The 23,059-nt window shown below is 49.4% G+C and carries 19 protein-coding genes, 1 pseudogene and 2 CRISPR repeat arrays (1 of these 22 cut by a window edge); of the genes and pseudogenes, 14 read left to right on the top strand and 6 right to left on the bottom strand.

What is annotated here, in order from left to right; all coding sequences use genetic code 11:
* Nucleotides 1-408: direct repeats of the CRISPR family, unit length 35 nt; unit sequence GTTTCCAACTAATCCGATCGCACTTGATCGGAAAC (it extends 400 nt beyond the left edge of the window).
* A gap of 336 nt (nt 409-744) precedes the next feature.
* The 7 genes from ACKFKF_RS25815 (at nt 745) to ACKFKF_RS25785 (ending at nt 9,003) form a co-directional block, all read left to right on the top strand.
* Complete coding sequence (locus ACKFKF_RS25815) at nt 745-2,448, top strand: Cas10/Cmr2 second palm domain-containing protein (RefSeq protein WP_446870296.1); 1,704 nt, start codon at nt 745-747, stop codon at nt 2,446-2,448.
* 5 nt (nt 2,449-2,453) lie between these two features.
* A complete protein-coding gene (locus ACKFKF_RS25810) occupies nt 2,454-3,560 on the top strand; it encodes a type III-B CRISPR module-associated Cmr3 family protein (RefSeq protein ID WP_446870295.1) in 1,107 nt (368 codons plus the stop codon).
* Between the two features lie 65 nt (nt 3,561-3,625).
* The gene (locus ACKFKF_RS25805; protein ID WP_446870294.1) at nt 3,626-4,426 is read left to right on the top strand and encodes an RAMP superfamily CRISPR-associated protein; all 801 of its coding nucleotides are present in this window, start codon (nt 3,626-3,628) and stop codon (nt 4,424-4,426) included.
* Nucleotides 4,427-4,428: 2 nt separating this feature from the next.
* A complete protein-coding gene (locus ACKFKF_RS25800) occupies nt 4,429-4,851 on the top strand; it encodes a hypothetical protein (RefSeq protein ID WP_446858644.1) in 423 nt (140 codons plus the stop codon).
* On the top strand, nt 4,835-6,535 hold the full coding sequence (locus tag ACKFKF_RS25795) for a hypothetical protein (RefSeq protein WP_446870293.1): 1,701 nt from the start codon (nt 4,835-4,837) through the stop codon (nt 6,533-6,535). Before ACKFKF_RS25800 ends, ACKFKF_RS25795 begins: the two co-directional genes overlap by 17 nt.
* Nucleotides 6,536-6,728: 193 nt before the next feature.
* Nucleotides 6,729-8,078: direct repeats of the CRISPR family, unit length 37 nt; unit sequence CCTGTACCGATCCTTTGCGATCGGATTAGTTGGAAAC.
* A gap of 49 nt (nt 8,079-8,127) precedes the next feature.
* The gene (locus ACKFKF_RS25790) at nt 8,128-8,610 is read left to right on the top strand and encodes a hypothetical protein (RefSeq protein WP_446870292.1); all 483 of its coding nucleotides are present in this window, start codon (nt 8,128-8,130) and stop codon (nt 8,608-8,610) included.
* A 222-nt stretch (nt 8,611-8,832) separates the two neighbouring features.
* Nucleotides 8,833-9,003 (top strand): hypothetical protein, encoded by a 171-nt coding sequence (locus ACKFKF_RS25785; protein WP_446870291.1) that lies wholly within the window; start codon nt 8,833-8,835, stop codon nt 9,001-9,003.
* Nucleotides 9,004-9,449: 446 nt separating this feature from the next.
* On the opposite strand, the gene ACKFKF_RS25780 is transcribed toward ACKFKF_RS25785, so the two are convergent.
* The 3 genes from ACKFKF_RS25780 to ACKFKF_RS25770 all read right to left on the bottom strand — a co-directional run bounded on the left by ACKFKF_RS25780 (nt 9,450) and on the right by ACKFKF_RS25770 (nt 11,985).
* A complete protein-coding gene (locus ACKFKF_RS25780; protein WP_446870290.1) occupies nt 9,450-10,268 on the bottom strand; it encodes a tetratricopeptide repeat protein in 819 nt (272 codons plus the stop codon).
* 11 nt (nt 10,269-10,279) lie between these two features.
* Nucleotides 10,280-11,116 carry a tetratricopeptide repeat protein gene (locus tag ACKFKF_RS25775; protein WP_446858650.1) on the bottom strand — a complete coding sequence of 279 codons (837 nt, stop codon included), beginning with the start codon at nt 11,114-11,116 and terminating at the stop codon, nt 10,280-10,282.
* Nucleotides 11,117-11,241: 125 nt separating this feature from the next.
* A complete protein-coding gene (locus ACKFKF_RS25770; RefSeq protein WP_446870289.1) occupies nt 11,242-11,985 on the bottom strand; it encodes an LmeA family phospholipid-binding protein in 744 nt (247 codons plus the stop codon).
* A gap of 303 nt (nt 11,986-12,288) precedes the next feature.
* Here ACKFKF_RS25770 and ACKFKF_RS25765 point away from each other — a divergent pair, with 303 nt between their 5' ends.
* The gene (locus ACKFKF_RS25765; protein WP_446870288.1) at nt 12,289-12,918 is read left to right on the top strand and encodes an acetoacetate decarboxylase family protein; all 630 of its coding nucleotides are present in this window, start codon (nt 12,289-12,291) and stop codon (nt 12,916-12,918) included.
* Nucleotides 12,919-12,943: 25 nt separating this feature from the next.
* Here ACKFKF_RS25765 and ACKFKF_RS25760 read toward each other — a convergent pair whose 3' ends face one another.
* Together ACKFKF_RS25760 and ACKFKF_RS25755 are read right to left on the bottom strand one after the other, a co-directional pair.
* Entirely contained in the window at nt 12,944-13,402 is a 459-nt protein-coding gene (locus ACKFKF_RS25760) for a GNAT family N-acetyltransferase (protein WP_446870287.1), read from the bottom strand.
* A 354-nt stretch (nt 13,403-13,756) separates the two neighbouring features.
* Nucleotides 13,757-13,984, bottom strand: coding sequence for a GNAT family N-acetyltransferase (locus tag ACKFKF_RS25755; protein WP_446870286.1), 228 nt, complete (start codon nt 13,982-13,984; stop codon nt 13,757-13,759).
* A 200-nt stretch (nt 13,985-14,184) separates the two neighbouring features.
* Here ACKFKF_RS25755 and ACKFKF_RS25750 point away from each other — a divergent pair, with 200 nt between their 5' ends.
* Both ACKFKF_RS25750 and ACKFKF_RS25745 read left to right on the top strand, forming a co-directional pair.
* Entirely contained in the window at nt 14,185-15,159 is a 975-nt protein-coding gene (locus ACKFKF_RS25750) for a radical SAM protein (protein WP_446858654.1), read from the top strand.
* Nucleotides 15,113-16,570, top strand: a complete 1,458-nt coding sequence (locus ACKFKF_RS25745) for a glycosyltransferase (protein ID WP_446870285.1) — start codon at nt 15,113-15,115, stop codon at nt 16,568-16,570. The genes ACKFKF_RS25750 and ACKFKF_RS25745 overlap by 47 nt, the downstream gene beginning before the upstream one ends.
* Here ACKFKF_RS25745 and ACKFKF_RS25740 read toward each other — a convergent pair whose 3' ends face one another.
* Nucleotides 16,571-18,427, bottom strand: a complete 1,857-nt coding sequence (locus tag ACKFKF_RS25740) for a DNA polymerase III subunit gamma/tau (protein ID WP_446870284.1) — start codon at nt 18,425-18,427, stop codon at nt 16,571-16,573.
* 151 nt (nt 18,428-18,578) lie between these two features.
* On the opposite strand from ACKFKF_RS25740, the gene ACKFKF_RS25735 reads away from it, so the two are divergent.
* The 4 genes and pseudogenes from ACKFKF_RS25735 (at nt 18,579) to ACKFKF_RS25720 (ending at nt 22,764) form a co-directional block, all read left to right on the top strand.
* Nucleotides 18,579-19,277: a Uma2 family endonuclease gene (locus tag ACKFKF_RS25735; protein ID WP_446870283.1), complete on the top strand. Its 699-nt coding sequence runs from the start codon at nt 18,579-18,581 to the stop codon at nt 19,275-19,277.
* Between the two features lie 15 nt (nt 19,278-19,292).
* Nucleotides 19,293-20,264, top strand: a complete 972-nt coding sequence (gene cbiB, locus ACKFKF_RS25730) for an adenosylcobinamide-phosphate synthase CbiB (protein ID WP_446870282.1) — start codon at nt 19,293-19,295, stop codon at nt 20,262-20,264.
* A 25-nt stretch (nt 20,265-20,289) separates the two neighbouring features.
* Nucleotides 20,290-22,002 carry a gamma-glutamyltransferase gene (gene ggt / locus ACKFKF_RS25725; protein ID WP_446870281.1) on the top strand — a complete coding sequence of 571 codons (1,713 nt, stop codon included), beginning with the start codon at nt 20,290-20,292 and terminating at the stop codon, nt 22,000-22,002.
* A gap of 194 nt (nt 22,003-22,196) precedes the next feature.
* Nucleotides 22,197-22,764, top strand: a pseudogene (locus ACKFKF_RS25720) (transposase).
* Nucleotides 22,765-23,059: the final 295 nt, after the last annotated feature.

The following is a 23,059-nucleotide window of genomic DNA, read 5'->3' as shown; positions in this document are numbered from 1 at the left end:
TTGTTAGTGTCTTTGTTAACTGTTTCCAACTAATCCGATCGCACTTGATCGGAAACCAGTCGCTTAACGTTTACTTCAATGGTGTCAAAAGTTTCCAACTAATCCGATCGCACTTGATCGGAAACGAGGCGCAGTTCAGGTTACAACTGGTGTAATCAAGTTTCCAACTAATCCGATCGCACTTGATCGGAAACAAATGGAGCAGGATTTACAACCCAAAACCCTTTAGGTTTCCAACTAATCCGATCGCACTTGATCGGAAACCAAATTTTTGAATCCATCGGCAGATGCTTTACTGCAAGTTTCCAACTAATCCGATCGCACTTGATCGGAAACCGTATGCGCGCGCAGGTGGTGGGATTGTTCTCGACACGTTTCCAACTAATCCGATCGCACTTGATCGGAAACCCCGCCTTTGTAGGAGCCTTACCCAGAGCGCGTTTCAAGCCTCAAAATTGTGGGGGTCATTTTCAGAGTCAATAAGCAAAGGATTATTGAGAAAAAAGTCTCCACTCTGAGCCGTGAAACCTATGCTGGATGAGCGATTTGCGGGGGTCAACGCAAGAATCAGCCTTTGGGCGATCGCCTGACCCTCACAATTTTAGTCCTACTCTATGGTTGTCCGCCAGACTTTTAAGTACTTTTAACGAAAAAACACCGCAAATTTACGGAGTCTTCCGGGAATCAACGCTAACAGAGGTGAATTAGGAATAGGCTTCGCCCTGCAAAAATGTTTCAGCCTCCATGCCCAACCCTTCAGACTCATCTTCCTATACGGCGATTACCTTCGCCCCCATTCAAGGCTTCATCGAAAACTCTCGCAAACTCCGTGACCTCTACGGAAGCTCCTACCTGCTTTCTTTTCTCTCCTGGTCAGTCTGCCACGCCGCCGAAAGTCGAAGATTCACGATCATCTCTCCTGCACTAACCAATGTTGCTCAAGGGCTGCCCAACGTCATCATTATCGAAGGGAAGTTTGATGCAACCGTCGCCAAAGATGCGTTTGATCAAGCCTGGAAATGTGTTGTAGAAACGTGCCGTGTGTGGGTTCAGGAAACTCTCGAATCTGACCCAAATGGCAAGCGCTGGCACTATCACTGGGAGCGGGATTGGAGCCTCTGGGCAAATTATGCCTGGGAGTTTTTTTGTGTGCATGGAGAACCTCTTGAAACTATTACCAAAGTCAAAAACAGGCTGACTGAACAGAAGCGATCGCGCCAGTGGACGGGCATCAATTGGACGGGAGAAAGCTCTACACTGTCTGGGAGTGATGCGATCGCCTATCCCGAACTTGGACGCATTGCCGATCCACGCTGCTGCAACTATCAAGAGCAAAAAACCAAAGTCGAATCGTTCTATCAACAACTCAGTCAAAAGCTGGGTGAAGCGTTCATTGATCCGAGAGAAGAACTGAGTATTCCAGAGTTAGTCAAACGGATGATTACTCATGGAGAAGTTGCTCAAAAAGTGGGCGATCGTCTTCGCGAATTGTTAGGTGAAGCAAAGCCAAAAAAGCCAGATGAATTGGATAAGCTCATTCAAGAAATCAAGGAACATCTCAGACCTGGTTCGTTTAAAGAACTGAATCGACTTAAACGAAAACGAGATCCTAATGAGCCAGAATACTGGACAGGCTGGTTTCAGGGCGATGGGGACGGTGCGGGAAGTTATCTGAAAGACAAATCACCCCAGGAAATTCATGAATTCAGTTTAGCGATGCGTAAATGGGGAGAATGGTTTAAATCAAATCCGCGCAACGGTAAAAAAAGACTTCTTGCAGGCGAAGATAGTCGAATTGTTTACGCTGGAGGAGATGACTTTTTAGGTGTGTTGTTCAATGCAGACAAGCAAATCGAAACAACAGAATGCTTAGAGTTTTTTACACACTTCAAGACACAGGTTTGGAATCAACGAAGTCGTAAGCCTATTAATGTCAGCGTGGGGTTTGTGTGGGCAGGAGCGAAAGTACCTCAGCGAGAAGTTTTGCAACACTGCCGCGAAGCTGAAAAAGTTGCGAAACGGAAAGGGCGCGATCGTATCAATTTTCGCATCTTATTCAACAGTGGCACTTATCTAGAATGGGTCTGTCCGTGGTGGATCTTGGAAGACGGATTATTGGAAAAGTATCGCGATCGTGAAGGCAAACAGAAATGGGTTCATCTCTACAACGATGTCGCTGTGCTCGAATCTCGACACGCTTTTGGTAATGGGAATGACATCGATATAGAAGTCACTAAATCACTGTTTCAGGCATACTTCGGTGAAGAGAACGACTTACTCAGCGAGACAAACTGGTGGAATTGCTACGATAAACGCGATCGTCCACTCTTTGCAGGGATTTTGGGCGACAAGAAACACTGTCCTCCTGACGAAGTTAACCGTACGCTCAACGATTGGGTGATTAATCTCGCCAAAGTTGGGTTTCATTTGCATCGAGATTGGAGTTAGCCGCAATGTTCAACTATTTGATTCAAATTGAGCCGTTGGGATTGCTCTACGGCAGCGCAGGACGATTTTTGTCACCCGAAAACTTAGTGGGTCGATCGGGGAGCCATTTTCCGCCCAGTGCTGCGGTCGTATCGGGACTTTTTGCTGCTGCCTATGATGGCAATACTGCAATTCAGGACTTACAACTTGCGGGGCCGTTTTGGGCAAAGAGTGACAATCCGCAAAACTTCTATGTGCCCATGCCGCTCAACTTTCACACTCACACGCCGCCGCATCAGCCCCAAAAACCACTTCAGCCAGGACACATCACGGCTCAACTAAAGTGGGATGGCGAGCAATGGCATACCGACAAAGAACCGGGTGGCAAAGCTCAGAGCGGGGGATGGGTGGCGATCGACGATTGGCAATCTTTAGCAGAACCAATGAATGCCGATCGCATTTCGCACCTCAAAGACAAGCTGACCGTCTATGCTGATCCGTGGAAATTCCTGCCCCATCTGCATCCCAGGCTGCGAGATAACGAACGGCGCGTAGTCGATCCAGAAGAGGGTCAGGGCAGTTTGTTTCTGGAAAACTCTGTGCAGATGCACCCCGAAACCTGTTTGATTTATCTCTCGAATCTGGCGATCGAGCCGGGATGGTATCGCTTTGGTGGAGAGGGGCACATGGTCGAGGTCACCTGTCACGACTTGAGCCAATCGACTCATGACTTATTTAAGCAAGCTGTGGGACGATGCTTTGCGCTGATCACGCCTGCAATTTGGGGATCGAATCGATTGTCTTATCGAGAACCAATTCCTCAAAATCATCAGCGATCGCTGGGGCAGTCTGTCGAGAATACTACCGTGTGGTCGGTGAAAACGATGCTGACCGATCGGCCAACTCCCTTTCGATATCGTTTGGGCAATCGCATTGATGAACACAAAAATGATATTCATCAGCCACATCAGCCAAAATTGCTCTCACGCGGACGCTATGCCGTCTCTGCTGGAACGGTGTACGTGCTGGAGGAACCGTTAGAATCCTGGGAGGAATGGTCGATCGATTGGTTTCCTAAAGAAGGGCCGTCACTCAAACGATGGGGTTGTGGATTGGCGTTACCGTTGGAGTGATCAGATTAGAAAAATAATCTTCAACGCTGGAAAGAGTGCAGAATTTACACAAAAGGAACCGCTGAATGTACACCAAACGTTATGGCATTTTGGAAACGCTGGCTCCCTTACATATCGGGGCGAGTGCAGGAGAAGAGACGGGCAATCTCAACCTGATTTTTCGGGATCAGTTTACGCAGACGGGCATTATTCCAGGGAGTTCGATTCGCGGTCGGTTTCGGGCAGATATGCGGCAGGACAAACCAGGGGAAGAGCATCATTGGTATGGTAAGGCGGTCAAGGAGAATGATTCTGAGACAACGGAAGCCTTTGTTAAGTTTGAATATGCTTCTCTGGTCTGGTTGCCTGTGTTTTGTCCGGGTCAACCTGTGGTGTGGGTCACTTGTCCGTGGTTGCTGAAGCGATACAAGCAGATTGCTCAAATTAAGGCTGATTTGCCGCGCCCCTACACTGCTCCAAAAGGCTTACAGGGCAGACAAGTAGAAGCTAGAGGCAAAATTCTCTTCTTCAATTTAGGGTTTTTGGAACTGGAACATGAAGCCGAGCTTTCAGACTGGATTCCGCCCGAAGTGAAGTTGAACTCTAATAGTCTTGTTGTAGTTGACGACAATGACATTGCAATGATTCACGATATGGCACTCTATCGTCAGAGTCGGGTCAAGCTGTCGGATACCGAGAAAAAGGTGGATGGCGGAGCGTTTTTTAATGTGGAAGCGCTTCCAGAAGGCAGTGTGATGGTGTTTCCGATCGCTCTCCGTCAACCCGGATGGCAGCCATTTGAGACACAATCTTCTGAGTTGTATTTTGGCGGATTGGAATCGATCGGCTTTGGTCGCTGTCGTGTCACGCTTGCAGGAGACAAATAATCATGGCTTGGAAATCTTATGACCTCGATCGCGCTGCTCAAAAATTAGTGCTCAATGCCAGGGCACGAGATCCACAATCGCTGAATCAGTCTTACAAAATGCGAATGGCGGTTTCCTATGGGCTGGAGCGCTTTTGGGGTGAACATTTACGCCTGAGTGGTAAAGAACAAGACAAATCGGATTACTGGAAGGAAACGTGGGATCAATTGGTTGAAATCATGCAGAAATCTGGCGTGACGATTCCCAATGACAACGTGAATGTGAATAATGTCGATCAAGTGCGATCGATGTCAGAAAGATTGTGGGAATTAGAGCCAAAAGAGCAGCGTGTAATCCTGGCAGTGCTGACTCAACTCTGTGATTGCATTGTCTGGTGGACACAACGCTATAAAGTGGGGAAATTGAACAATGACAGTGATTCCTGAGCCACACAAAAAAGTGCCGATGATGTTTCGCGCACAGGTGAATGGGCGCTGTCAACTTCAGCGGATTGTCAAAGATGAAGAACCGGATGCAGTGCTGTGGGCCGATGAATGGGTAGATAAGGTCTATCCCGAATTGCCTGATGCTGGAGAACAGGTGCAAACTCGCACTTACACGATTACCTGGCGGCTGATTACTAATAGCGGCCTGGATGATAGTGCGATTCGTCCGGTGATTGGGGCGCGGGGCTGGGTGTTTTATCCGGGGAGCAGCATGAAAGGTCTGTTTCGTCGGGCTTGCACATCAGAACAAGCGGCACTCTATTGCGGCAACCTTGAACAACCAGGAATTTTGCGATTTCAGGGAGGCTATCCAATCGACACCACTTGGACAAAAGGACTGGTGGATATTGTGCATCCGCAGCAGGGCTGGCAGGTCGAAGATCAGGCGAAAAAGTCGAGTGCGTTTGCTCAAATTTCGCTGTACAAGCCGACCTTGCGATTTGGGATTTCGAGCAGTGCCAAAGCGGTGAATTGGGCGGAGGTTTGGCAGATTTGGGAACGGGCGATCGCCACAGGTCTGGGCAGTCGAGTGGCCGCAGGCTACGGACATGTGGAGACGGGTTCTAACACCGTAAGTCAAGGCACCGTAAGTCAAGGGCTAAAGGTTCTCTATCGCACTCGAATTAAGGGACAGGGACAAGCGCCTAAGTTGCTAAATGGTGAGAGTGAGTTTCGGCCTAATTTGTTGCGATCGGGACTGCGCGGTCATGCACTGCGGATTTTTGGCGGACTGACGGATGCAAAAACGGCGACGCGATTGGTGGAAACGCTGTTTGGTGGGGTGAGCGGTCATGGGGTTGTGGGACTGGTGGGGCTGCGGTTTCAGGAGTCGCGGTTGGCGTTGCCCCGATTTCAGGAAGGAACATCTTATGAGCAAATCAGATATGAAGTGGAGGGAGAACTGAGTTTGGTGTTGGCAAGAGAATTGCTAGACCCAACGCAGGAGGAAACACTCAAGCGATTGCTGGAGAAGTTGATGCAGTTTGCAATGGTGTTGGGTGGGTTTGGCAAGTCCTGGCGACGATCGGATCATCGGTTGTTTTTTGAGGACTATTATGATCACCCCAAACCGCTAATCGGCTGTCATTGGCAATGGGTGGGCGATCGGGCGTTGGGGCGCGATGTGCAGGTGCGATCGCCGGAGAAGTTGGGCGAGTTTGTCGATAAGGTGCGGCAGGCGGCGGAGGATTGGATGCGGCTTCAGGGGGAGGTTTCTCGACCAGAGTGGGCGGCAGAGTGGCGGGAGGCATGGCATCCGCGATCGGTGCAGGTGTGGGGGCGGTTGGCGAAGAGTGTTGATGAGAGTGAGGCGATTCGCTGGTTTCATGGGGCGTATCAGGAGAAGATTTTGGGGGTGCAGCGGGAGGGGTCGCTGTATCGATCGCAGTCGGCAACCATGACGGGGAAGGTGGGGCAGATTGGGCGGTTGTGGCATCGCATGTATCCAAAGGTGAGGTTGGTGAAGAAGACGCAAGATCCCCAGGAGAAGCCGCAGCCGAGAGTCACGTCTGAGTTTTTGGAGTGGTTGACGATTTTCCCGGATGAGTCGCGGGAGTGTGAGCAGTTTTTGGAGTTTTTGCAGAGAGAACCTTATGGGTTTCGACGACTTTGGGGTGAGGAGTAGCGAATTTTGGCAAAGGTAGCCCGTCGGCTGAGACCCGCATTCTATCGTAGAGGTTTGTCATCCGCTTGTAGCAAGGGTTTCGAGGATTTGAGGTCAAATCATTCTCAACAAAGGAGGACTTATTGACCCCAAAAAAACGGTTTGCCAAAATTGGCTCTACAATACTGACAGGGCGAGGTTTCTAGAAGCCAGACCTGTACCGATCCTTTGCGATCGGATTAGTTGGAAACATTGAGTCGATCGCGCTGCCGATCGACTGCTCTAACCTGTACCGATCCTTTGCGATCGGATTAGTTGGAAACTCGCCATAACCATTCGATCTTGAGCCTTCTTCCCGCCTGTACCGATCCTTTGCGATCGGATTAGTTGGAAACTCATTACCTAGATTGTTAAACAACCGCTCAGAAATGTACCTGTACCGATCCTTTGCGATCGGATTAGTTGGAAACTTCAATCTCCCCTACGGCGACAAGACGCTCAATAAACCTGTACCGATCCTTTGCGATCGGATTAGTTGGAAACCTAAGCGATCGCGAATCTTTTGCCACGGAACGAACCTGTACCGATCCTTTGCGATCGGATTAGTTGGAAACTTCCAGCTTTGACGAGTGCCAGAATTGCTCTTTCAAGACCTGTACCGATCCTTTGCGATCGGATTAGTTGGAAACAGAGGGTTGTAGGAATCCTGAGTGCAGATAGCTCAACCTGTACCGATCCTTTGCGATCGGATTAGTTGGAAACTGATTTGCCGTTTTTTATGATGTCGATCGCGCCGCCCTGTACCGATCCTTTGCGATCGGATTAGTTGGAAACTTCTCACCTCCCACCTTTGACAATCCAATACTCAGCCTGTACCGATCCTTTGCGATCGGATTAGTTGGAAACACCAGAGAGCGACTGTTTTAGATTGAGCGTGGGCCAAACCTGTACCGATCCTTTGCGATCGGATTAGTTGGAAACTTGGATTGAATGCGCTGGGGCGATCGTCTTTGATTCCTGTACCGATCCTTTGCGATCGGATTAGTTGGAAACTCAGCAATAAATTGAGAGAGAATTTTATCATCAATCCCTGTACCGATCCTTTGCGATCGGATTAGTTGGAAACGCATTTGGTTGTCCAGCATAAGTTGCCCAACCAGAACCTGTACCGATCCTTTGCGATCGGATTAGTTGGAAACTACGTAACTTGGTAGGTCTCACTCTGTGCTAACTCAACCTGTACCGATCCTTTGCGATCGGATTAGTTGGAAACGTTTGAGTAACTCCCAAGTCTTGTACTGAATTCGCCCTGTACCGATCCTTTGCGATCGGATTAGTTGGAAACGCCTCGTAGGTCATTCGGTAATGCGGGGAGGTTGATCCTGTACCGATCCTTTGCGATCGGATTAGTTGGAAACGGCAGCCAAACCGGAGATGTCCAGCCAGCCGTTATCCCTGTACCGATCCTTTGCGATCGGATTAGTTGGAAACCCCATCTTCTTCGATTACAACTCCGATCTCTTCTAACCTGTACCGATCCTTTGCGATCGGATTAGTTGGAAACTTGTTGGGCTGGTTCAGAGTGACGGGGTTGCCGCTTCCTTACCGATCGTTTGCGATCAGATTTATTCAAAGGCTCGATCGCGTTGATCGGGCTTCTTTTTTGGGGATACGATCGCATCTCTCAGTTTCAGGCGAGCGATCGGCTTCTTGCTAGAATTCTAGACAAGCAGTTGCCGGAAAAATGCTTTATGACCTACAAAGAAATTCTGCTGCAAGAGCTAGAAACTGCATCTGACGAAGTTTTAGCAGAAGCGATCGACTTCATTCGCTTTTTGAAAACAAAGTCAGTCTTGCACTCAGCCACAAATACCAAACCCGCAGAGAATCCCAATGCAGAGCCACCCGACGACCCTAGAGCGACGTTTAGCACATTTCTGGCTGACCTAAAACCGCTTCCTCTCCGTCGGACTGAACCCCTACGCCAAGAAACACAGGGCAAAGACCTGCTTAAATTTGTGGACACATGGCAGGGAAATGATCTCGAAGACTGTCTCCAATTTGTGCAGGAAACTCGCTCTCAGTCAGAATTTTGACCCTCATCATGGACTGACTAGATACAAATCACTGTAGTTACATTAGACGAGTCAACGCTATGCTTGGCTTACAGCACTTTGCAAATAGATGAAGTACAAAAATAAGTGATTGAAACTCCTGGTCAGGTTTCTTGCCAATTTAAGTGTGCTTCACTAACTAGAAATCTGCTGTATCTGTTCCAACACTGGTTACGCCATTAGAGCTAATCGGAGGGCAAAATGATGAAGGATGAAGCTATTACCCAAATCCGCAGAGTCCGCCACACGATTTCTCAGGAGCATGGGCATGACCCGCAAAAGCTAGTGAATTACTATATCGAGCTACAAAAGCAATATCCTGATTTCAAATCCTTCAAAGAGCAGTCCATAAAGACAGTTCAAAGCTCGATATGAATTAAATTAGAAGATCACAATCAGATTACGAACCAGAAGACCTTACCGATTGCTTGCGATCGGATTAGTTGGAAACCGCTAGGGGCCGCCGTTGTTATCCTGGGTCTGCGGTTGCACCGATTGTTCGCGATCGGATTAGTTGGAAACTTATGGATTCAACAATGTATGAAATGATCCGGTCGTCTTGTACCGATCGTTTGCGATCGCATTATATTTTGTGGGTGTAGTGCGTTTTCCAAGGCTCGACCCACCCTACATTGGGCAATGCAGCACGGTTGAAGCGGTGGATGGAGAATTCCCATTCCTCTAGAAGCTGGCATAACCCATGTTTAAAGGGATTATGGTGAATGTAATTGAGATGACGATCGAAATCAGTTTGGTTACGGATCAACTCTTCCCAAAATCTGCTGGCAGTCCAGGCACAAAACGCACCCATCCCCCGCAATCTACTCGCTCTTCATCAACTCCCGAAATCTTGCATCTCCCCGAATTGGATAAAAACTGGCATCCGTGCTGACCATTGCCCGACCCAGACGCGGAGACAACCGAAACGTTTGCTGTAGGCTTTCTAACACCAAATCCACATTTCCCTGAAGGGCATAACAGCAGGCACGCCCATACCAAGCACCAGAACTGCGATCGTTAAACTTCAAAGCATTGTCAAAGCTGACGATCGCCTCCTCATAGCGCTTCAGCTTGCTCAAAATCACGCCCCGGTAGTTCCACACATAATCGCTGTGAGGTTTGATCTTGAGAGCAATTTCCAAATCAAGCAGCGCTGCCTCAAGATCATCGAGAGAAGCCAGCGCGATCGCTCGGTTGTACCAGGCTTTGTAACTATCTGGTTTGAGCGTCAAGACCTGATCAAAGCTGACGATCGCCTCCTCGTAGCGGCAGAGGGTCATCAAAGTTTTGCCGTGATTTTGCCAGCCTCGATAGTCATCTGGCTCAAACTTGAGGGCGCGATTAAAATTAGTCAACGCTTCTTCATAGCGGCACAGCCTGCCCAAACAAATGCCTCGCCCCTGCCAGGCCAGCGCAAACTTAGGACGAAGGGCGATCGCCCGTTCAAAGCTAGCGATCGCCTCCTCATAGCGTCCCAATTTTTCAAGCGCATACCCACGACAGACTAAAGCTTTGGTGTGGTCGGGATTGACCATCAAGACTTGCTCGTGTTTGGCAACATGCTTCCCATAGCTGCTGAGAAGAGATAACGAGCGGGCCCACTGATAGCTGTTCTGTCGCGGGGTTTCACTGGGATACATAAAGCGAGCGTTTAGGCCTCACGAGGAGAGCGATGGGTCAGCAAAGAGCGAAACCGCTTGTCTTGGCGCAGTCCATCAAAGTCGGCGTTGCTTTGAGCAATTTCTCGATACTCGTCGGGATTAAGTTCGATCGCTCGCTGCAAATGCTCGAATGCGAGGTCTGGCTTGCCCTGAATTGCGTAACAGCAGGCTTTGTTGTACCAGAGCGTCGGCAGGTTGGGTTTGAGTTTGAGGGCGTGATCGTAGCTGACGATCGCAGCTTCAAATTGACCCAGGTGGTAGAGCGCATTGCCGCGATTCGTCCAGGATTCCTCAAAATCGGGCTTAAACTCTAAGGCTTTGTCGTAGCTGGCGATCACCTTTTCGAGTTTGCCAAGTTTGCGAAGTGCTAGACCGCGACTGTACCAGGCCCAGTGATAATCAGGTTTGAACTCAATGGCGCGATCGTAGCTAGAAATCGCGTCTTCGTAGCGTTCCATGTTTCGCAGCGTGATACCACGGTTGTACCAGGCCCAGTAGTAGTTTGGTCTAAATTTGATAGCGCGATCGTAGCTCTCAACGGCTTCACAGTAGCGTCCTAGCTCATCCAGGGCATTACCGCGATTGTTCCAGGCTTCGGGGAATCCGGGTTGATACTCCAACGCTTGATCGTAGCTAGCGATCGCATTGTCGTAATCTTTCAGGTGATACAGGGCGTTGCCCCGGTTGTACCACGCATCAGAATAGTCGGGCTGAAGATTGAGAGCGGCTTCGTAACTTAAGATTGCAGCTTCGTAAGCTTTCGTCTTATTTAGATACAGTCCCTTCTGAAAGAAGAAGGTCATCTCAACGTCTTGAACTTGGCTCATCGCCGGGATTTGTCTTACCTAAAGTGTTCTTGTTAAGATTCCCAGGCGAGATGAGCAAACACCAAAAAAGCAAAGAAAATTTATAAGACTAATCAAAGAAAAATGCTAAGTCGAATCAAGCTTACCTAGAGTGAAGGAATTTGTTTCGCCTGAATTTCGACTTCGAGGGATAGGCTTCCCGGTTTTACGTCCATTGATACAATGCGAAGTTTATTTTGTGCGAGTTCAAAGTAAGGTTGGTTGGCAATCTCCTGCATTTTTTGCATGAGTGCAATCATGAAGGGAATCGATTGTCCTCGATCGGGCGCACAGTAAAAAGATTCCAGCAAGATCGGGCGAGAATCGGTACGGTGTGAGGCGACTGCCGCAAAAGGGACTTCCTGAATGCCTTCCATTCGATGAATTTTTGCCTGACCGCCGATGTGCATTTTTGTCTCTTCGGTCAGCTTAATTTCTAAGGGGAGCAAAAGTTCAAGTCTGACGGTTTTTCCTTCTACATTTAGGTCGACCGCGGGAATCTTTTGGCTCACAAACTCCGAATTAATAGCTTGATTAATATCAGCTTCGGTCAAAACAATTCGAGCAGTTGTGTTAACAGGTTTATCTAGTTCGAGGTTGCCAAAAATTGCACTTAAGGGATTAATTGAAATGCGATCGGTTTCGATTTCTAACTGCTCAACTCTGATCTCTTCTTGAATAACAATTCCTTGACCCGTCACTGCAACAGAATCGACCTTTCCCTGAACAGCTTTGAGAAGATCTGTCTTAACATCGACCTCAATATTTTCAGCCGTTTCGATTTGAGTAAAGAGTCCTTGTCTAGCGATTTCTGAGAGCACCTGTTCCTCGATTCGTTGCTCGTCTGACATGACGTGATCGCTCCACTAAAAGTTACTCAACAGTGTAGAAAGTAAGCATCAGCCCAGTATCTACACTTTGAAGGAGCTATCTCAGTTTTTGATCAGATTAAGGACAGATGTTTTGATAATAGACTGTCAGCCGTCTTGAATTGCAGATTTTACGATCGCTTATTTGAATAAAAAGTGCGATCGCTCACTCCCAGTTCAACATACTCAACTATTCCTTAAGACAGATGCTTTTTTGATTGCTGATTTGTCCAAGATCAGGTAGGCAAAGTAGCCTTTGAATCTTAAATCATGGGAGCCAATGAGATGGGATATCCGCAAGCACCTTGGACATTAAAAGGCTACGCTTTTTTGAGCTTACATTTAGTTGAGATTGCCAAGGCTTCGCCCTTTATTCCGGTAGAGTTGGCGATCGTTCCTTCGCTTCCGGGCAAGACGTTAGGGGGCGTTTATCTCTCACAGTATACAAATGGTGACCTGACTTACAACGAGTTAATTGTGGTGGCGGGGTTAGTCAGTTGGCAAGGAACGATCGGAGCCTGGGTATCTCATATCTATGTCGATAATCCCGATTCCGTGGCAGGGGGGCGAGAAATTTGGGGCTTGCCCAAGGAGATGGCGGAGTTTCGCTGGGAGTCGGGCGAGTCGGGAAGCGTGACCGTGCGGCAAGGGGATCAGTTGTTGTGTGCGATGCGATCGACGGGACGATTTAGCCTTCTACGTCAGCGGTTTTCTTTCCCTGGTTTTAGCCAACAAGATGGCCGTTTTCTGGTCTTCAACAGCACGGCCCAGGCGAATTTTGGACTGGTTGGCGTAAATTTGGATATTCCGCAGTCTTCGCCCTTTGGACGTTTAATCAATTCCCCGCCTGTGATGGCCGTCAGCGCAGACTCGTTAGATTTGAAGGTGGATGCTCCCAAAATTGTGGGCAAGTGAGAAACGGATAAAAACGGATGAACGGTTACTGGTGAAGTTCCCATTTAAAAAGCGCTGTCTCGACTCCGTAGTAGCGATCGGTGTGACCTTGCGGGATCATTCCCAACCGTTGGGCGACTCGTTTAGAAGCGTCATTTTCAGGATGCGTGATGGCGTAAATCACTGGCAGGTTCAGCGTTGTGAATCCGTACTCGATCGCCCCTCTTCCCGCTTCTGTAGCGAATCCCTTTCCCCAAGCGCTTTTCTTGAGATGCCAGCCAACTTCATAGTCTCCGGTTGGCTGATTTTCACCATCGGGTAACTGCTTGAGAATGACGCTGCCGACGATTTCTTCGGTTGTCTTGAGAACGATCGCCCAATATCCCGTTCCGTCATTGAGTTGAGCATAGAGATCAACCACTTTCTGAAGTCGTTCTCGCTGACTTTTTACACTAGACGAGGGTTGTGGATTGGTGACATACTCCCGACTCTGATGCTGACGCATACAGAGCGGGCTTCTCAGTGACTCCTGCTATTGCATCGGACGTTACCTGAGCTTTATTTTGAGTCCACGGAATGCCCTACCGCAGACTTTGAACAAGTACCGAAAGTATGTTCTTCTTACTCAGTCCTCTACGGAGGGAAACCCTCCTACAAGGCTGAGCGCAACCCCTGTACTGTCAAAGTTTTACGCATCCACAGAAACGCGAATTCGCGCATTACTGGATGCAACCCCATACTTTGAGTTGTCGTGGTTCAGATTGCAGGGCGGCGATTAGCTCAAACCCTTGTTCTGACTATATCACACTCGTTTGCAGCGTGGGAGATTGGCGTTTCCTCATCGCTGCTAATCAGAGCCTCAACTGCGTTTTGTCATCTTGCAAAGCAGCAATTCGTCAACGCTCTGGCTTTCATCCCGACGCTCACCTGGGTACAGGTAGAGCGCGGGGCTTCCCGCCGACTTGCTAAAAGCAGTTCTAAAGAAGCGAAAAATTTCTGGATCGCGGTAAATCTCAAACGCTTGTTCTGCATCCTCAGCCGGATTCCAGTCTCGAATCAGAAGACGATCGGTTTCAAAGCGCGGCATTTAACTATCCCTATCAAAGAGTTTTATCTATTCAATCAATTCAATCGTGCAGGAAGAGCGGTTCCTTTTAGATAACTCGAAGCGACCCCTCGCGGGTAACCCAAAGCGATCGCCTTCACGAATTGCAATTTGCAAAGGCTTGTATTGCTTGCTCTTAAGATTTATTGTGGGTTTGACAGGAGACTTTGACAAAAATACTTATGGCTCCACTGGTAGCAAACTACTATCTGACCTACCGATGCAATGCTCGTTGCCACTTTTGTGACATCTGGGCCCTCGAACCGAAACAGGAAGCATCCTTCGAGACCATTCAGAAAAACCTGGCAGATCTGCGGCGCTTGGGCGTTAGATACGTGGACTTTACAGGCGGCGAACCGTTGCTGAGAAAAGACGTGAATGAGATCTTTGCTGAAGCAAAACGGCAGGGGTTCACCACCAGCATGACCACCAACACGATTCTCTACCCCAAGCGGGCCAGAGAGATGCAGGGTCTAGTGGACTTTCTCAACTTCTCCCTCGACGGCGGCGACGCAGAGACTCATGATCAATCGCGTGGGGTCAAAATCTTCGATACGCTGGTCGAGTCGGTGCAACTTGCCCATTCGCTAGGAGAATATCCCGTTCTCAACCACACCGTCACCGCGCAAAACTACGATCGCATCGCCGAAGTCGCCGAACTGGGTCAGCGTCTGAATGCTAGAGTTTGGCTCAATCCCGCTTTTACCGCCCACAGCAATTACAATTCCAAGAAAAATCCGACTCCAGCGATGGTGACGGCGATCGAAACCGCAGCTAAGAAGTACAGTAATCTTGGATACAATAAAGCGGCACTAGCCTTTATCGAAGCAGGCGGCAACGACACTCAAAATCCTCGCTGTAAGGCTGTGGATGCGGTGATCGCCATCTCGCCCAACGATGAACTGCTGTTGCCTTGCTATCACTTTGCTCAAAAAGGCATTGCGATCGACGGTCGTCTCTATGAGATGTACAAGCAGTCAGAAGAAGTCGAGGAGTTCCGACAATCTCAGGGTAAGCTATCAGTCTGTGAGGGCTGTACGGTCTGGTGTTACTTGATCCCCAGCTTTTTCAAAGGTCTAGACAAATATTGGGTGTTAAACCAAGCAACCTATGTCGGAGAATTCCTGGCACGAAAACGATTCCTACAAAGAGTTTGAGCCGATCGCAGCCGACGATTTGCCCATCTTAGAGGAAGACAGCGAAATTCCTGAACCGTTTCAGGGCTATCGGGGACGCAGGCGAAAAGCGGCAGCCGTTTTGGTGGTGATTTGGAGTGGTACGATCGCCCTCCATCTCGTCACCTGGGGCTATTGGCTGGTTTTGGGCTTGACCACGCTGATGGGCTTCCATGCGGTCAGATTTTTGTTTGCCCGTCCTTCAGATTTGCCGGAGCCGATTTCAGACGAGACGCGAGACTCCTACCCGTTTGTGTCGCTGATGGTGGCGGCTAAAAATGAGGAAGCGGTCGTCGGTAAGCTGGTAAAGATGCTGTGTCAGTTGGATTATCCGGGCGATCGCTACGAGGTTTGGGTCATCGACGACAACAGCACCGATCGAACACCAATTTTGTTAGACCAGTTGGCGAAAGAGTATCCACAACTGCAAGTATTCCATCGGCCGCTCAATGCGGGAGGCGGAAAATCGGGTGCCCTCAATCAGGTGTTTCCGTTGACGCAGGGTGAGATTGTCGTCGTTTTTGATGCCGATGCTCAGGTGGAACCGGACTTTTTGCGGCGAGTCGTGCCCGTCTTCGATCGCGAACAAGTCGGAGCCGTTCAGGTGAGAAAGGCGATCGTGCAAGCAGAACCCAATTCTCAATCTCCGGACACCAACAATTTTTGGATTCGGGGACAAATGGCTGAGATGGCCCTGGATGCCTTTATTCATCAGCAAAGAATTGCGATCGGTGGCATTGGCGAACTGCGCGGGAATGGTCAATTGGTGAGGCGTACCGCGATCGAACAGTGTGGCGGCTGGAATGAGGAAACAATCACGGACGATCTGGATCTGACGATTCGGCTGCATCTCAACGACTGGGATATTGACGTGATCACCGTTCCCGCTGTGTATGAGGAAGGCGTTACAAATGCGATCGCGCTCTGGCATCAACGAAATCGCTGGGCAGAAGGTGGCTATCAACGCTATCTCGATTATTGGCGGCTGATTGTCCGCAATCGCATGGGAACGCGCAAAAGCATTGACCTGCTGATGTTCTGGATTATTCAATACGTGATGCCGACGGCGGCGATCCCTGACTTTTTGATGGCGATCGTTCGCAATCGTCCCTTACTGTTGAGTCCGGTGTCTGCGCTGACACTTCTCTTATTTTTGTCGGGCACCTTGGGCGGGCTGCGACGCATCCAACGACTGCGCGGATCAGATGAACAACGCCGCCTGACGCTGAAAGGCATTGACTTCTCATTCATGGTCGTGTTGCTGCAATCGTTGCGCGGTGCGTTGTATATGATGCACTGGTTGCCGATCGTCGCCAGCACAACTGCCCGCATGTCCATTCGTCCCAAACGCTTGAAGTGGGTCAAGACTGTTCACAAAGGAAGCGACGAGTAGCTAGAAATCTACGTCTTCATCGTCTGATTCTTCGTCTGGCTCGATCGCGTCTGGCTCAATCACCTCAACAACCTGATCTGAATCTGGTATTTCATCGGCTAACTCATCGTCATCTAAATTAACCACCGCACCATTAAAGGCATAGGCCAGGCTCTTAGCGGCTTTGGTGACCTCATCATCTTCCTTCCACTCTCTACGCTGCGGGGAAACTTCTGCAATCTCATCCACTGACTCCTCTAATACGTCTGGTGGCTCAGGGGCAGAAGCGGTTTCTGAATTTGCAACATCGCTGGAAGGGGGCGGTAGTTCAGCAGGGGATTGAGTGGGCGATTCAGGAAGCGGTAACGGTGCAACGGCATCCAACACCTGAATGCTGACTTTAATCTTGGTCTGAAGCGCTCTTGTGGCAGCTTTGCCAATTTGAGGAAGCATTCGCTGGGTCATTTTGAGCATGTGTTCTCCCCGAACTCCCACGACGATTTCATTGCCATCGATCGCCACCAAATGACAGTTAGCACTGACAATCCCCTGAGTTGAGGGCAGATCAATGTTTTCCAGAATTTGTTGCCAGGTTTTTGCAAGCTCACTTTGGGGATCGTCGGGTTGGCTGGCTTCTTCTAGAACCGATTCAGGAATCGGGGGAACTTCTGACAGCGTAGGTTCTGGCTCCGAAGGCTTTGGGGGAACGATCGGGGGCGGCGATCGACGTTCTGAAACAGATACAACAGGCTGACTCGAAGTTGGATACAGAACTGGCTGAGAAGACGTGCTTCTAGGCAACAAGCCCATCAACGTCACTTCTAACCACAAACGCGGCTGAGTGGTCTGCTTGAGTTGAGTTTCACTGCTGCGTAAATGTTGCTGACCTGCCAAAATCGTCTGCAAATCAAGCGTTTTAGCGAATTCACACAGCGTTCTCCAGGTGGGCGGCGTGATGGCGACTAGATCGTGACGACTGGGCGAAGTTTTGGCGATCAATAAGTCTCGATAGAAACTGGCCAGATTTTGCAGCACGATGATCGGTTCGCGACCTCGATCCATTAGACGGCGAGTGTGATCCAAAACGGCTTCAGGATTGTGAGCGGCGATCGCTTCCATCAGTCCCATCAAATCTCGCTCCGGAACCGTACCGACCAGATCCCACACGCGATCGACCGTCACTTCTCCATCCAATAAACTCAACTGATCGAGCAAACTTTCGGCATCCCTAAGTCCGCCTTGAGAAATTTGTCCAATTAGCTGTAGGGCATCTGGCGCGATCGCAATTCCTTCCTTTTCGGCAATCATGTTCAGATGCTGCACCAACGGATTGAGCGGAATTCTTCTAAAATCAAACCGCTGACAGCGAGAAATAATCGTCGGCAAAACGCGCTGCGGGTCAGTCGTCGCCAGAACAAAAACGACGCGATCGGGCGGCTCTTCCAACGTCTTCAACAAGGCATTGAACGCCGCAGGGCTTAACATATGGCACTCATCAATGACATACACTTTGTATCGACACTGTACGGGAGCGAACTGAGCGCGTTCAATGAGTTCACGAATGTTGTCTACGCCTGTATTGCTGGCGGCATCGATTTCAATCACATCCAGGGCGGAACCATTGCCGATCGCCACACAAGTCTCACAAACCCCACAAGGATGGGCCGTCGGCACCTTTCCAGAAATGCAGTTGAGCGATTTGGCAAAAATTCGAGCGCTGGAAGTCTTCCCTGTGCCCCGTGCGCCCGTGAAGAGATAGGCTGGTGCAATCCGCTGTTGAGTGAGCGCGTTGGTGAGGGTGGTGGCGATCGCTTCTTGACCCACGAGTTGCGCGAAAGTTTGCGGACGATATTTGTGATGGAGCGGTTGATAAGTCATCGGGATACAGCAGGTTCTTATCTATAGAGTAAGCGAGATCGACTTAGAACAAATGAACTATTTTTGGTAGAATAAAGTCAACGCATTTCGATAAGATACAGGCAGTTCGCATTCAATCGATCGCCCATTTGGCAACTGCGAGGCAATCCCTATGTTCAAATATGATCCGCTGCTCTGTCTGCCGTCTTCCGAAGAACTCCCCGACTCGGACGAGACTCCCGTGGATCACGAACTTCAAGATTTGATCCCCAGTTTGCTCAAGCTGATTTTGGCGGATCTATGGGGCGATCGCATGGACTGGTTTTTTGGCGTGGATATGGGAATTTATTACGATCCCGACCTGCCCGCCATTGTCCCAGATGGATTTCTCAGCCTGGGTGTGGAGCGCATTTTTGACGAAGAACTGCGACTCAGCTACGTCCTTTGGGAGGAAAACAACATTCCGCCAACTTTTGTGTTGGAGGTCGTTTCGCAGAAATATCGAGGCGAATACAGCCGCAAAAAGAATCTCTACGCTGAAATGGGCGTCTTGTACTATGCTGTCTATTCGTCTCGTCGCCGCCGCAAGCCACCTTTAGAACTCTATCGTCTCGTAAATGGTGAATACGTTCTGCTAACCGGAAATCCAATCTGGCTGCCAGAAATCGGACTGGGGTTGGGACGATCGCGCGGCACTCACCAGGGCATTGAGCGAGAATGGCTTTACTGGTACGACGATCGCGGCAACCGCTTTTTGGAACCTGAAGAAAAACTCGATCAAGTTGAACAGCAGCTAGAACAAGAACGACAACGATCGCAACGCCTGTCCGACAAACTGCGAGAATTGAACATTGATCCTGATTTGCTGTGAGTTTAAATCTGAGTGTTGACTGTAAAGACTGCGCTAATTCTTTTGACGGCCGCTCTGTTGGATTATGCGATCGGTGATCCGTGGGGGTGGCTACATCCTGTGCAGGTGATGGGCTGGGTTATCGATCACTTTACCAAATTTGCGTTTCGAGCGTTGAGGTCAGCGATGGCGCTCCGATTAGCGGGGATTGTGTTAGCGATTGTTCTAATCGTGGGCAGCGGTGCTGTTGGCTGGGTCATCGTTGCGATCGCTCAAGCGTTACACCCAGTTTTGGGGATCATGATAGGAAGTGTTTTGTTGGCAAGCTGTTTTGCGGGGCGAAGTCTGCGATCGGCCGCAGAAGATGTTCTGCAACCTTTGGCGAATGGAAATCTTGATCAATCCCGTTCTCATTTAAGTCGCTATGTGGGACGCGACACCCAAACTTTATCGGAGTCAGACATTTTACGCGCCATTCTCGAAACCGTTACCGAAAATGCAACTGATGGGGTCATGGCTCCATTGTTTTTTGCACTGCTGGGAGCGTTCTTTCCGGTGATTGGTAGTGTCCCTTTAGCGTTGGCGTACAAGGCGGCCAGTACGTTGGATTCGATGGTGGGCTATCGAGAAGCTCCTTTTACCCATATCGGCTGGTGTAGCGCCAAAGTGGATGATATTCTCACCTGGTTGCCCTGTCGATCGGTTGTCTTAACGTTAGCGATTCTGTCTCAAAAGCCACATCAGATTTGGCAAATTTGTCAACGAGATGCCGCAAAAGATCCCAGTCCCAATTCTGGATGGAGTGAATGCGCTTATGCGGCCGTTTTGGGCGTTCAGGTTGGGGGCACCAATTGGTATCGCGGAGTCGAAAAGCATAAGCCTTTCTTGGGAGATCCGATTCAACCAATTACGCCTGAGCGCATCCGAACAGCCTTGAATCTAACGCGATCGTGTTTTTTGACCTGGCTCAGTGTTGCCCTTTTAGCGCTATTCTGCAAAGGACTCTGACACACTTCCTGAAATTGGGGATGCTATGAACTGCACCGATCGCTTGCCACACCTCTTTCTCACCCTGACCCTCTGTTTAGTCTCCCTTCCGTCCAGGGCAAATCCTCCCCTCACCCGAACATCTCAAGGCATGGTGACCTCGGCTCATCCGTTAGCCAGTCAAGCCGGATTGGTGATGCTGCAACAGGGTGGAAACGCGATCGATGCGGCGGTGGCAACTACGTTTGCAATTTCAGTCGTAGAACCCTTTTCGGCAGGGATCGGTGGCGGCGGTTTCCTCTTAATGTATCAAGCAAAAAGTAATGAAACGAAAGCGCTAGACTTTCGAGAGCGGGCACCACTGAAAGCAACTCGCAACTTGTATTTGGATGCTCAAGGCAACGTTAAGCCGAATGCCAGCATCAACGGTTATCTTGCAGTCGCGACACCTGGAACGATCGCAGGACTCTACGAAGCACATCGCAAATATGGAAAGCTTCCCTGGAAAACAGTGATTGCTCCAGCGATCAGACTGGCAGACAAAGGATTTCCGGTTAGTTGGAATTTTGTCAAAGCAACGGAAATGCGACAAAAAACGCTGCTAGAAAATCCTGATTCACGAAAAATATTCTTAAAAAATGGAAAGCCGTATCGGATTGGGGACATATTAATTCAATCAGAGTTAGCAGCAACCCTACGATCGATTACCCAAAATCCCAACGATTTTTACACAGGGGGAATTGCTAAAGCGATCGCTGACGACATGGCTAAAAATAAGGGATTGATCACACTAGCGGATCTCAAACAATACCGCTCAATCTGGCGCACTCCAGTCTGCGGAAACTTCCGAAAGGCGAGGGTTTGCTCGATGCCGCCGCCTTCTTCTGGAGGCGTACATTTACTGCAAATTCTCAACCTGATTAGCGACACCGATTTAAAGACTTTAGGCTGGCACAGTCCCGATGTCCTGCATTTGCTAGTCGAGTCGATGCGAATTGCCTATGCCGATCGCGCCGTTTATCTCGGTGATCCTGATTTTGTCAAGGTGCCTGTTCAGTCTCTTATCAGTCCCCGCTATGCTCAAAAACGCCGCCAGGAAATCAATCCCCAAAAAGCCACGCCTTCCAGCCAAGTGAAAGCGATTGATCCCGCAGTGCTTCAACAATTAACTAAGGAATCGACTGAAACCAGTCACTTAACCGTGGTAGACCACGATCGCAACGCCGTCAGTTTGACCTTCACCGTCAATTTGGGATTTGGAGCAGGCATGGTTGCCAAAGGCACGGGAATTGTTTTAAACAATGAAATGGACGACTTTGCGATCGCTCCCAACACCCCCAATGCCTTTGGATTAGTGGGAGGGGATGCCAACGCGATCGCCCCCCAAAAAACACCACTCTCCAGCATGACTCCGACGATCGTCACCGAAAATGGTCGCTTGCGCCTCGCAGCAGGCTCTCCCGGCGGTAGCACAATCATCACGACCGTATTGCAAATTGTATTAAACGTCCTGGTCTACGACATGGATGCACGGCGATCGATTGCGGCTCCGCGAATTCATCACCAATGGCTTCCCGATCGCCTCCTCGTCGAATCTTGGGGACTGGACACCCTGACATTAGAAGAACTACGCCGTCGAGGTCATCAAGTTGAGGAGCGATCGGGCTGGGGAAATGCGAATGCGATCGTCGTTTTGCCAGACGGCTCTCTCGAAGGGGCCGCCGATCCCAGAGGTGAAGGAGCGGCCTACGGATTTTGAGCGATCGTGTCTTAGCTCGACTTTATCCAACTGATAGAAAGCGACACTGCTAGTATTTCTGGTCTCTCAACTCTGCCCTCTGACTTTTCGCGAGGTCGGTCTATCCTCGCCACGGAGGAATGAACTTTTGTTGGTTTCCCGCAGCAAGGATAAGAAGAGACTTGTCCTAGAGCAGGAGAAAAGAGGGTGTCAGCATGATTCGGATTGAATTCACACCCGGAAAGGTGGTTGAACTGACCTATGAACGGTATCACTATCCTCACCCAAGAGTGCATCAGAAACTGGAGGTGTTGTACTTGAAAAGCCAAGGATTAGCCCACCAAGAAATCCGACGACTGTGCAATATTAGCAAAACCACGCTGACGGTTTATCTCAGACAGTCTCAAGCCGGGGGCATTGAGGGACTCAAGCAGTTAGATTATGTTACAGAAGCTTTCTCAGTGAGCCTTGGGCATCCCGATGACTTGAGTTTGGGATAATGCTCGTTATCAACAGTGCGTTGCGGTGTTTGACTGTGCGGAACGCTTGGGCATCACGTTAGTCTACTTGCTGTCTTACTCGCCGCATTTGAACTTGATCGAACGCCTCTGGCGGTTTGTGCGACGGGAATGTTTGTACTCCAAGTATTATGCTGACTGCTGTCGGTTCAACCAGGCAATTTCAACGGTGATAGAGGCGGCTCCGATTGACAAACACGACCAGCTTAAAAGCTTGATGAGTTGGAAGTTTCAATCTTTCAAGATCCAGATCTTAGCCGACTAGAGTATAGCCATTGAATGATCTCCTCGCTTTTAGGGTCAAAGACAATGAGGTGAAACCCTAGTAGCTCTTCTAGAAGAAGTTGTCCTGCTTCCCCTCAAAACAATGTTTCAAAGGTTGTCCGACTGATAGCTAGATTAATCGTCGCTCTGGCTGTTTTCGTTGAAGTGTTCTCATTATTGGTTAGGTAAAAATGCTTCTCTCGTATTAGGGTATCTCAAACCCTCGCTGTGTAAGGCTTTAATCTAAGTACAGGACAAAAGCTTGCAAAAACTAAGCAGGAAAGGGTTTCATGAGA

The organism is Phormidesmis sp. 146-12, assembly GCF_052939495.1.
Note: the sequence above shows the minus strand (reverse complement) of the source record. Positions and strands in the feature narration are given on the sequence as shown.

Excerpts from the sequence above, each read along its gene's own strand:
- ACKFKF_RS25815 (WP_446870296.1), top strand. The coding sequence starts at position 745 with ATGCCCAACCCTTCAGACTCATCTTCCTATACGGCGATTACCTTCGCC.
- ACKFKF_RS25810 (WP_446870295.1), top strand. The coding sequence starts at position 2,454 with ATGTTCAACTATTTGATTCAAATTGAGCCGTTGGGATTGCTCTACGGC.
- ACKFKF_RS25805 (WP_446870294.1), top strand. The coding sequence starts at position 3,626 with ATGTACACCAAACGTTATGGCATTTTGGAAACGCTGGCTCCCTTACAT.
- ACKFKF_RS25800 (WP_446858644.1), top strand. The coding sequence starts at position 4,429 with ATGGCTTGGAAATCTTATGACCTCGATCGCGCTGCTCAAAAATTAGTG.
- ACKFKF_RS25795 (WP_446870293.1), top strand. The coding sequence starts at position 4,835 with ATGACAGTGATTCCTGAGCCACACAAAAAAGTGCCGATGATGTTTCGC.
- ACKFKF_RS25785 (WP_446870291.1), top strand. The coding sequence starts at position 8,833 with ATGAAGGATGAAGCTATTACCCAAATCCGCAGAGTCCGCCACACGATT.
- ACKFKF_RS25780 (WP_446870290.1), bottom strand. The coding sequence starts at position 10,268 with ATGTATCCCAGTGAAACCCCGCGACAGAACAGCTATCAGTGGGCCCGC.
- ACKFKF_RS25775 (WP_446858650.1), bottom strand. The coding sequence starts at position 11,116 with ATGAGCCAAGTTCAAGACGTTGAGATGACCTTCTTCTTTCAGAAGGGA.
- ACKFKF_RS25770 (WP_446870289.1), bottom strand. The coding sequence starts at position 11,985 with ATGTCAGACGAGCAACGAATCGAGGAACAGGTGCTCTCAGAAATCGCT.
- ACKFKF_RS25765 (WP_446870288.1), top strand. The coding sequence starts at position 12,289 with ATGGGATATCCGCAAGCACCTTGGACATTAAAAGGCTACGCTTTTTTG.
- ACKFKF_RS25760 (WP_446870287.1), bottom strand. The coding sequence starts at position 13,402 with ATGCGTCAGCATCAGAGTCGGGAGTATGTCACCAATCCACAACCCTCG.
- ACKFKF_RS25755 (WP_446870286.1), bottom strand. The coding sequence starts at position 13,984 with ATGCCGCGCTTTGAAACCGATCGTCTTCTGATTCGAGACTGGAATCCG.
- ACKFKF_RS25750 (WP_446858654.1), top strand. The coding sequence starts at position 14,185 with ATGGCTCCACTGGTAGCAAACTACTATCTGACCTACCGATGCAATGCT.
- ACKFKF_RS25745 (WP_446870285.1), top strand. The coding sequence starts at position 15,113 with ATGTCGGAGAATTCCTGGCACGAAAACGATTCCTACAAAGAGTTTGAG.
- ACKFKF_RS25740 (WP_446870284.1), bottom strand. The coding sequence starts at position 18,427 with ATGACTTATCAACCGCTCCATCACAAATATCGTCCGCAAACTTTCGCG.
- ACKFKF_RS25735 (WP_446870283.1), top strand. The coding sequence starts at position 18,579 with ATGTTCAAATATGATCCGCTGCTCTGTCTGCCGTCTTCCGAAGAACTC.
- ggt (WP_446870281.1), top strand. The coding sequence starts at position 20,290 with ATGAACTGCACCGATCGCTTGCCACACCTCTTTCTCACCCTGACCCTC.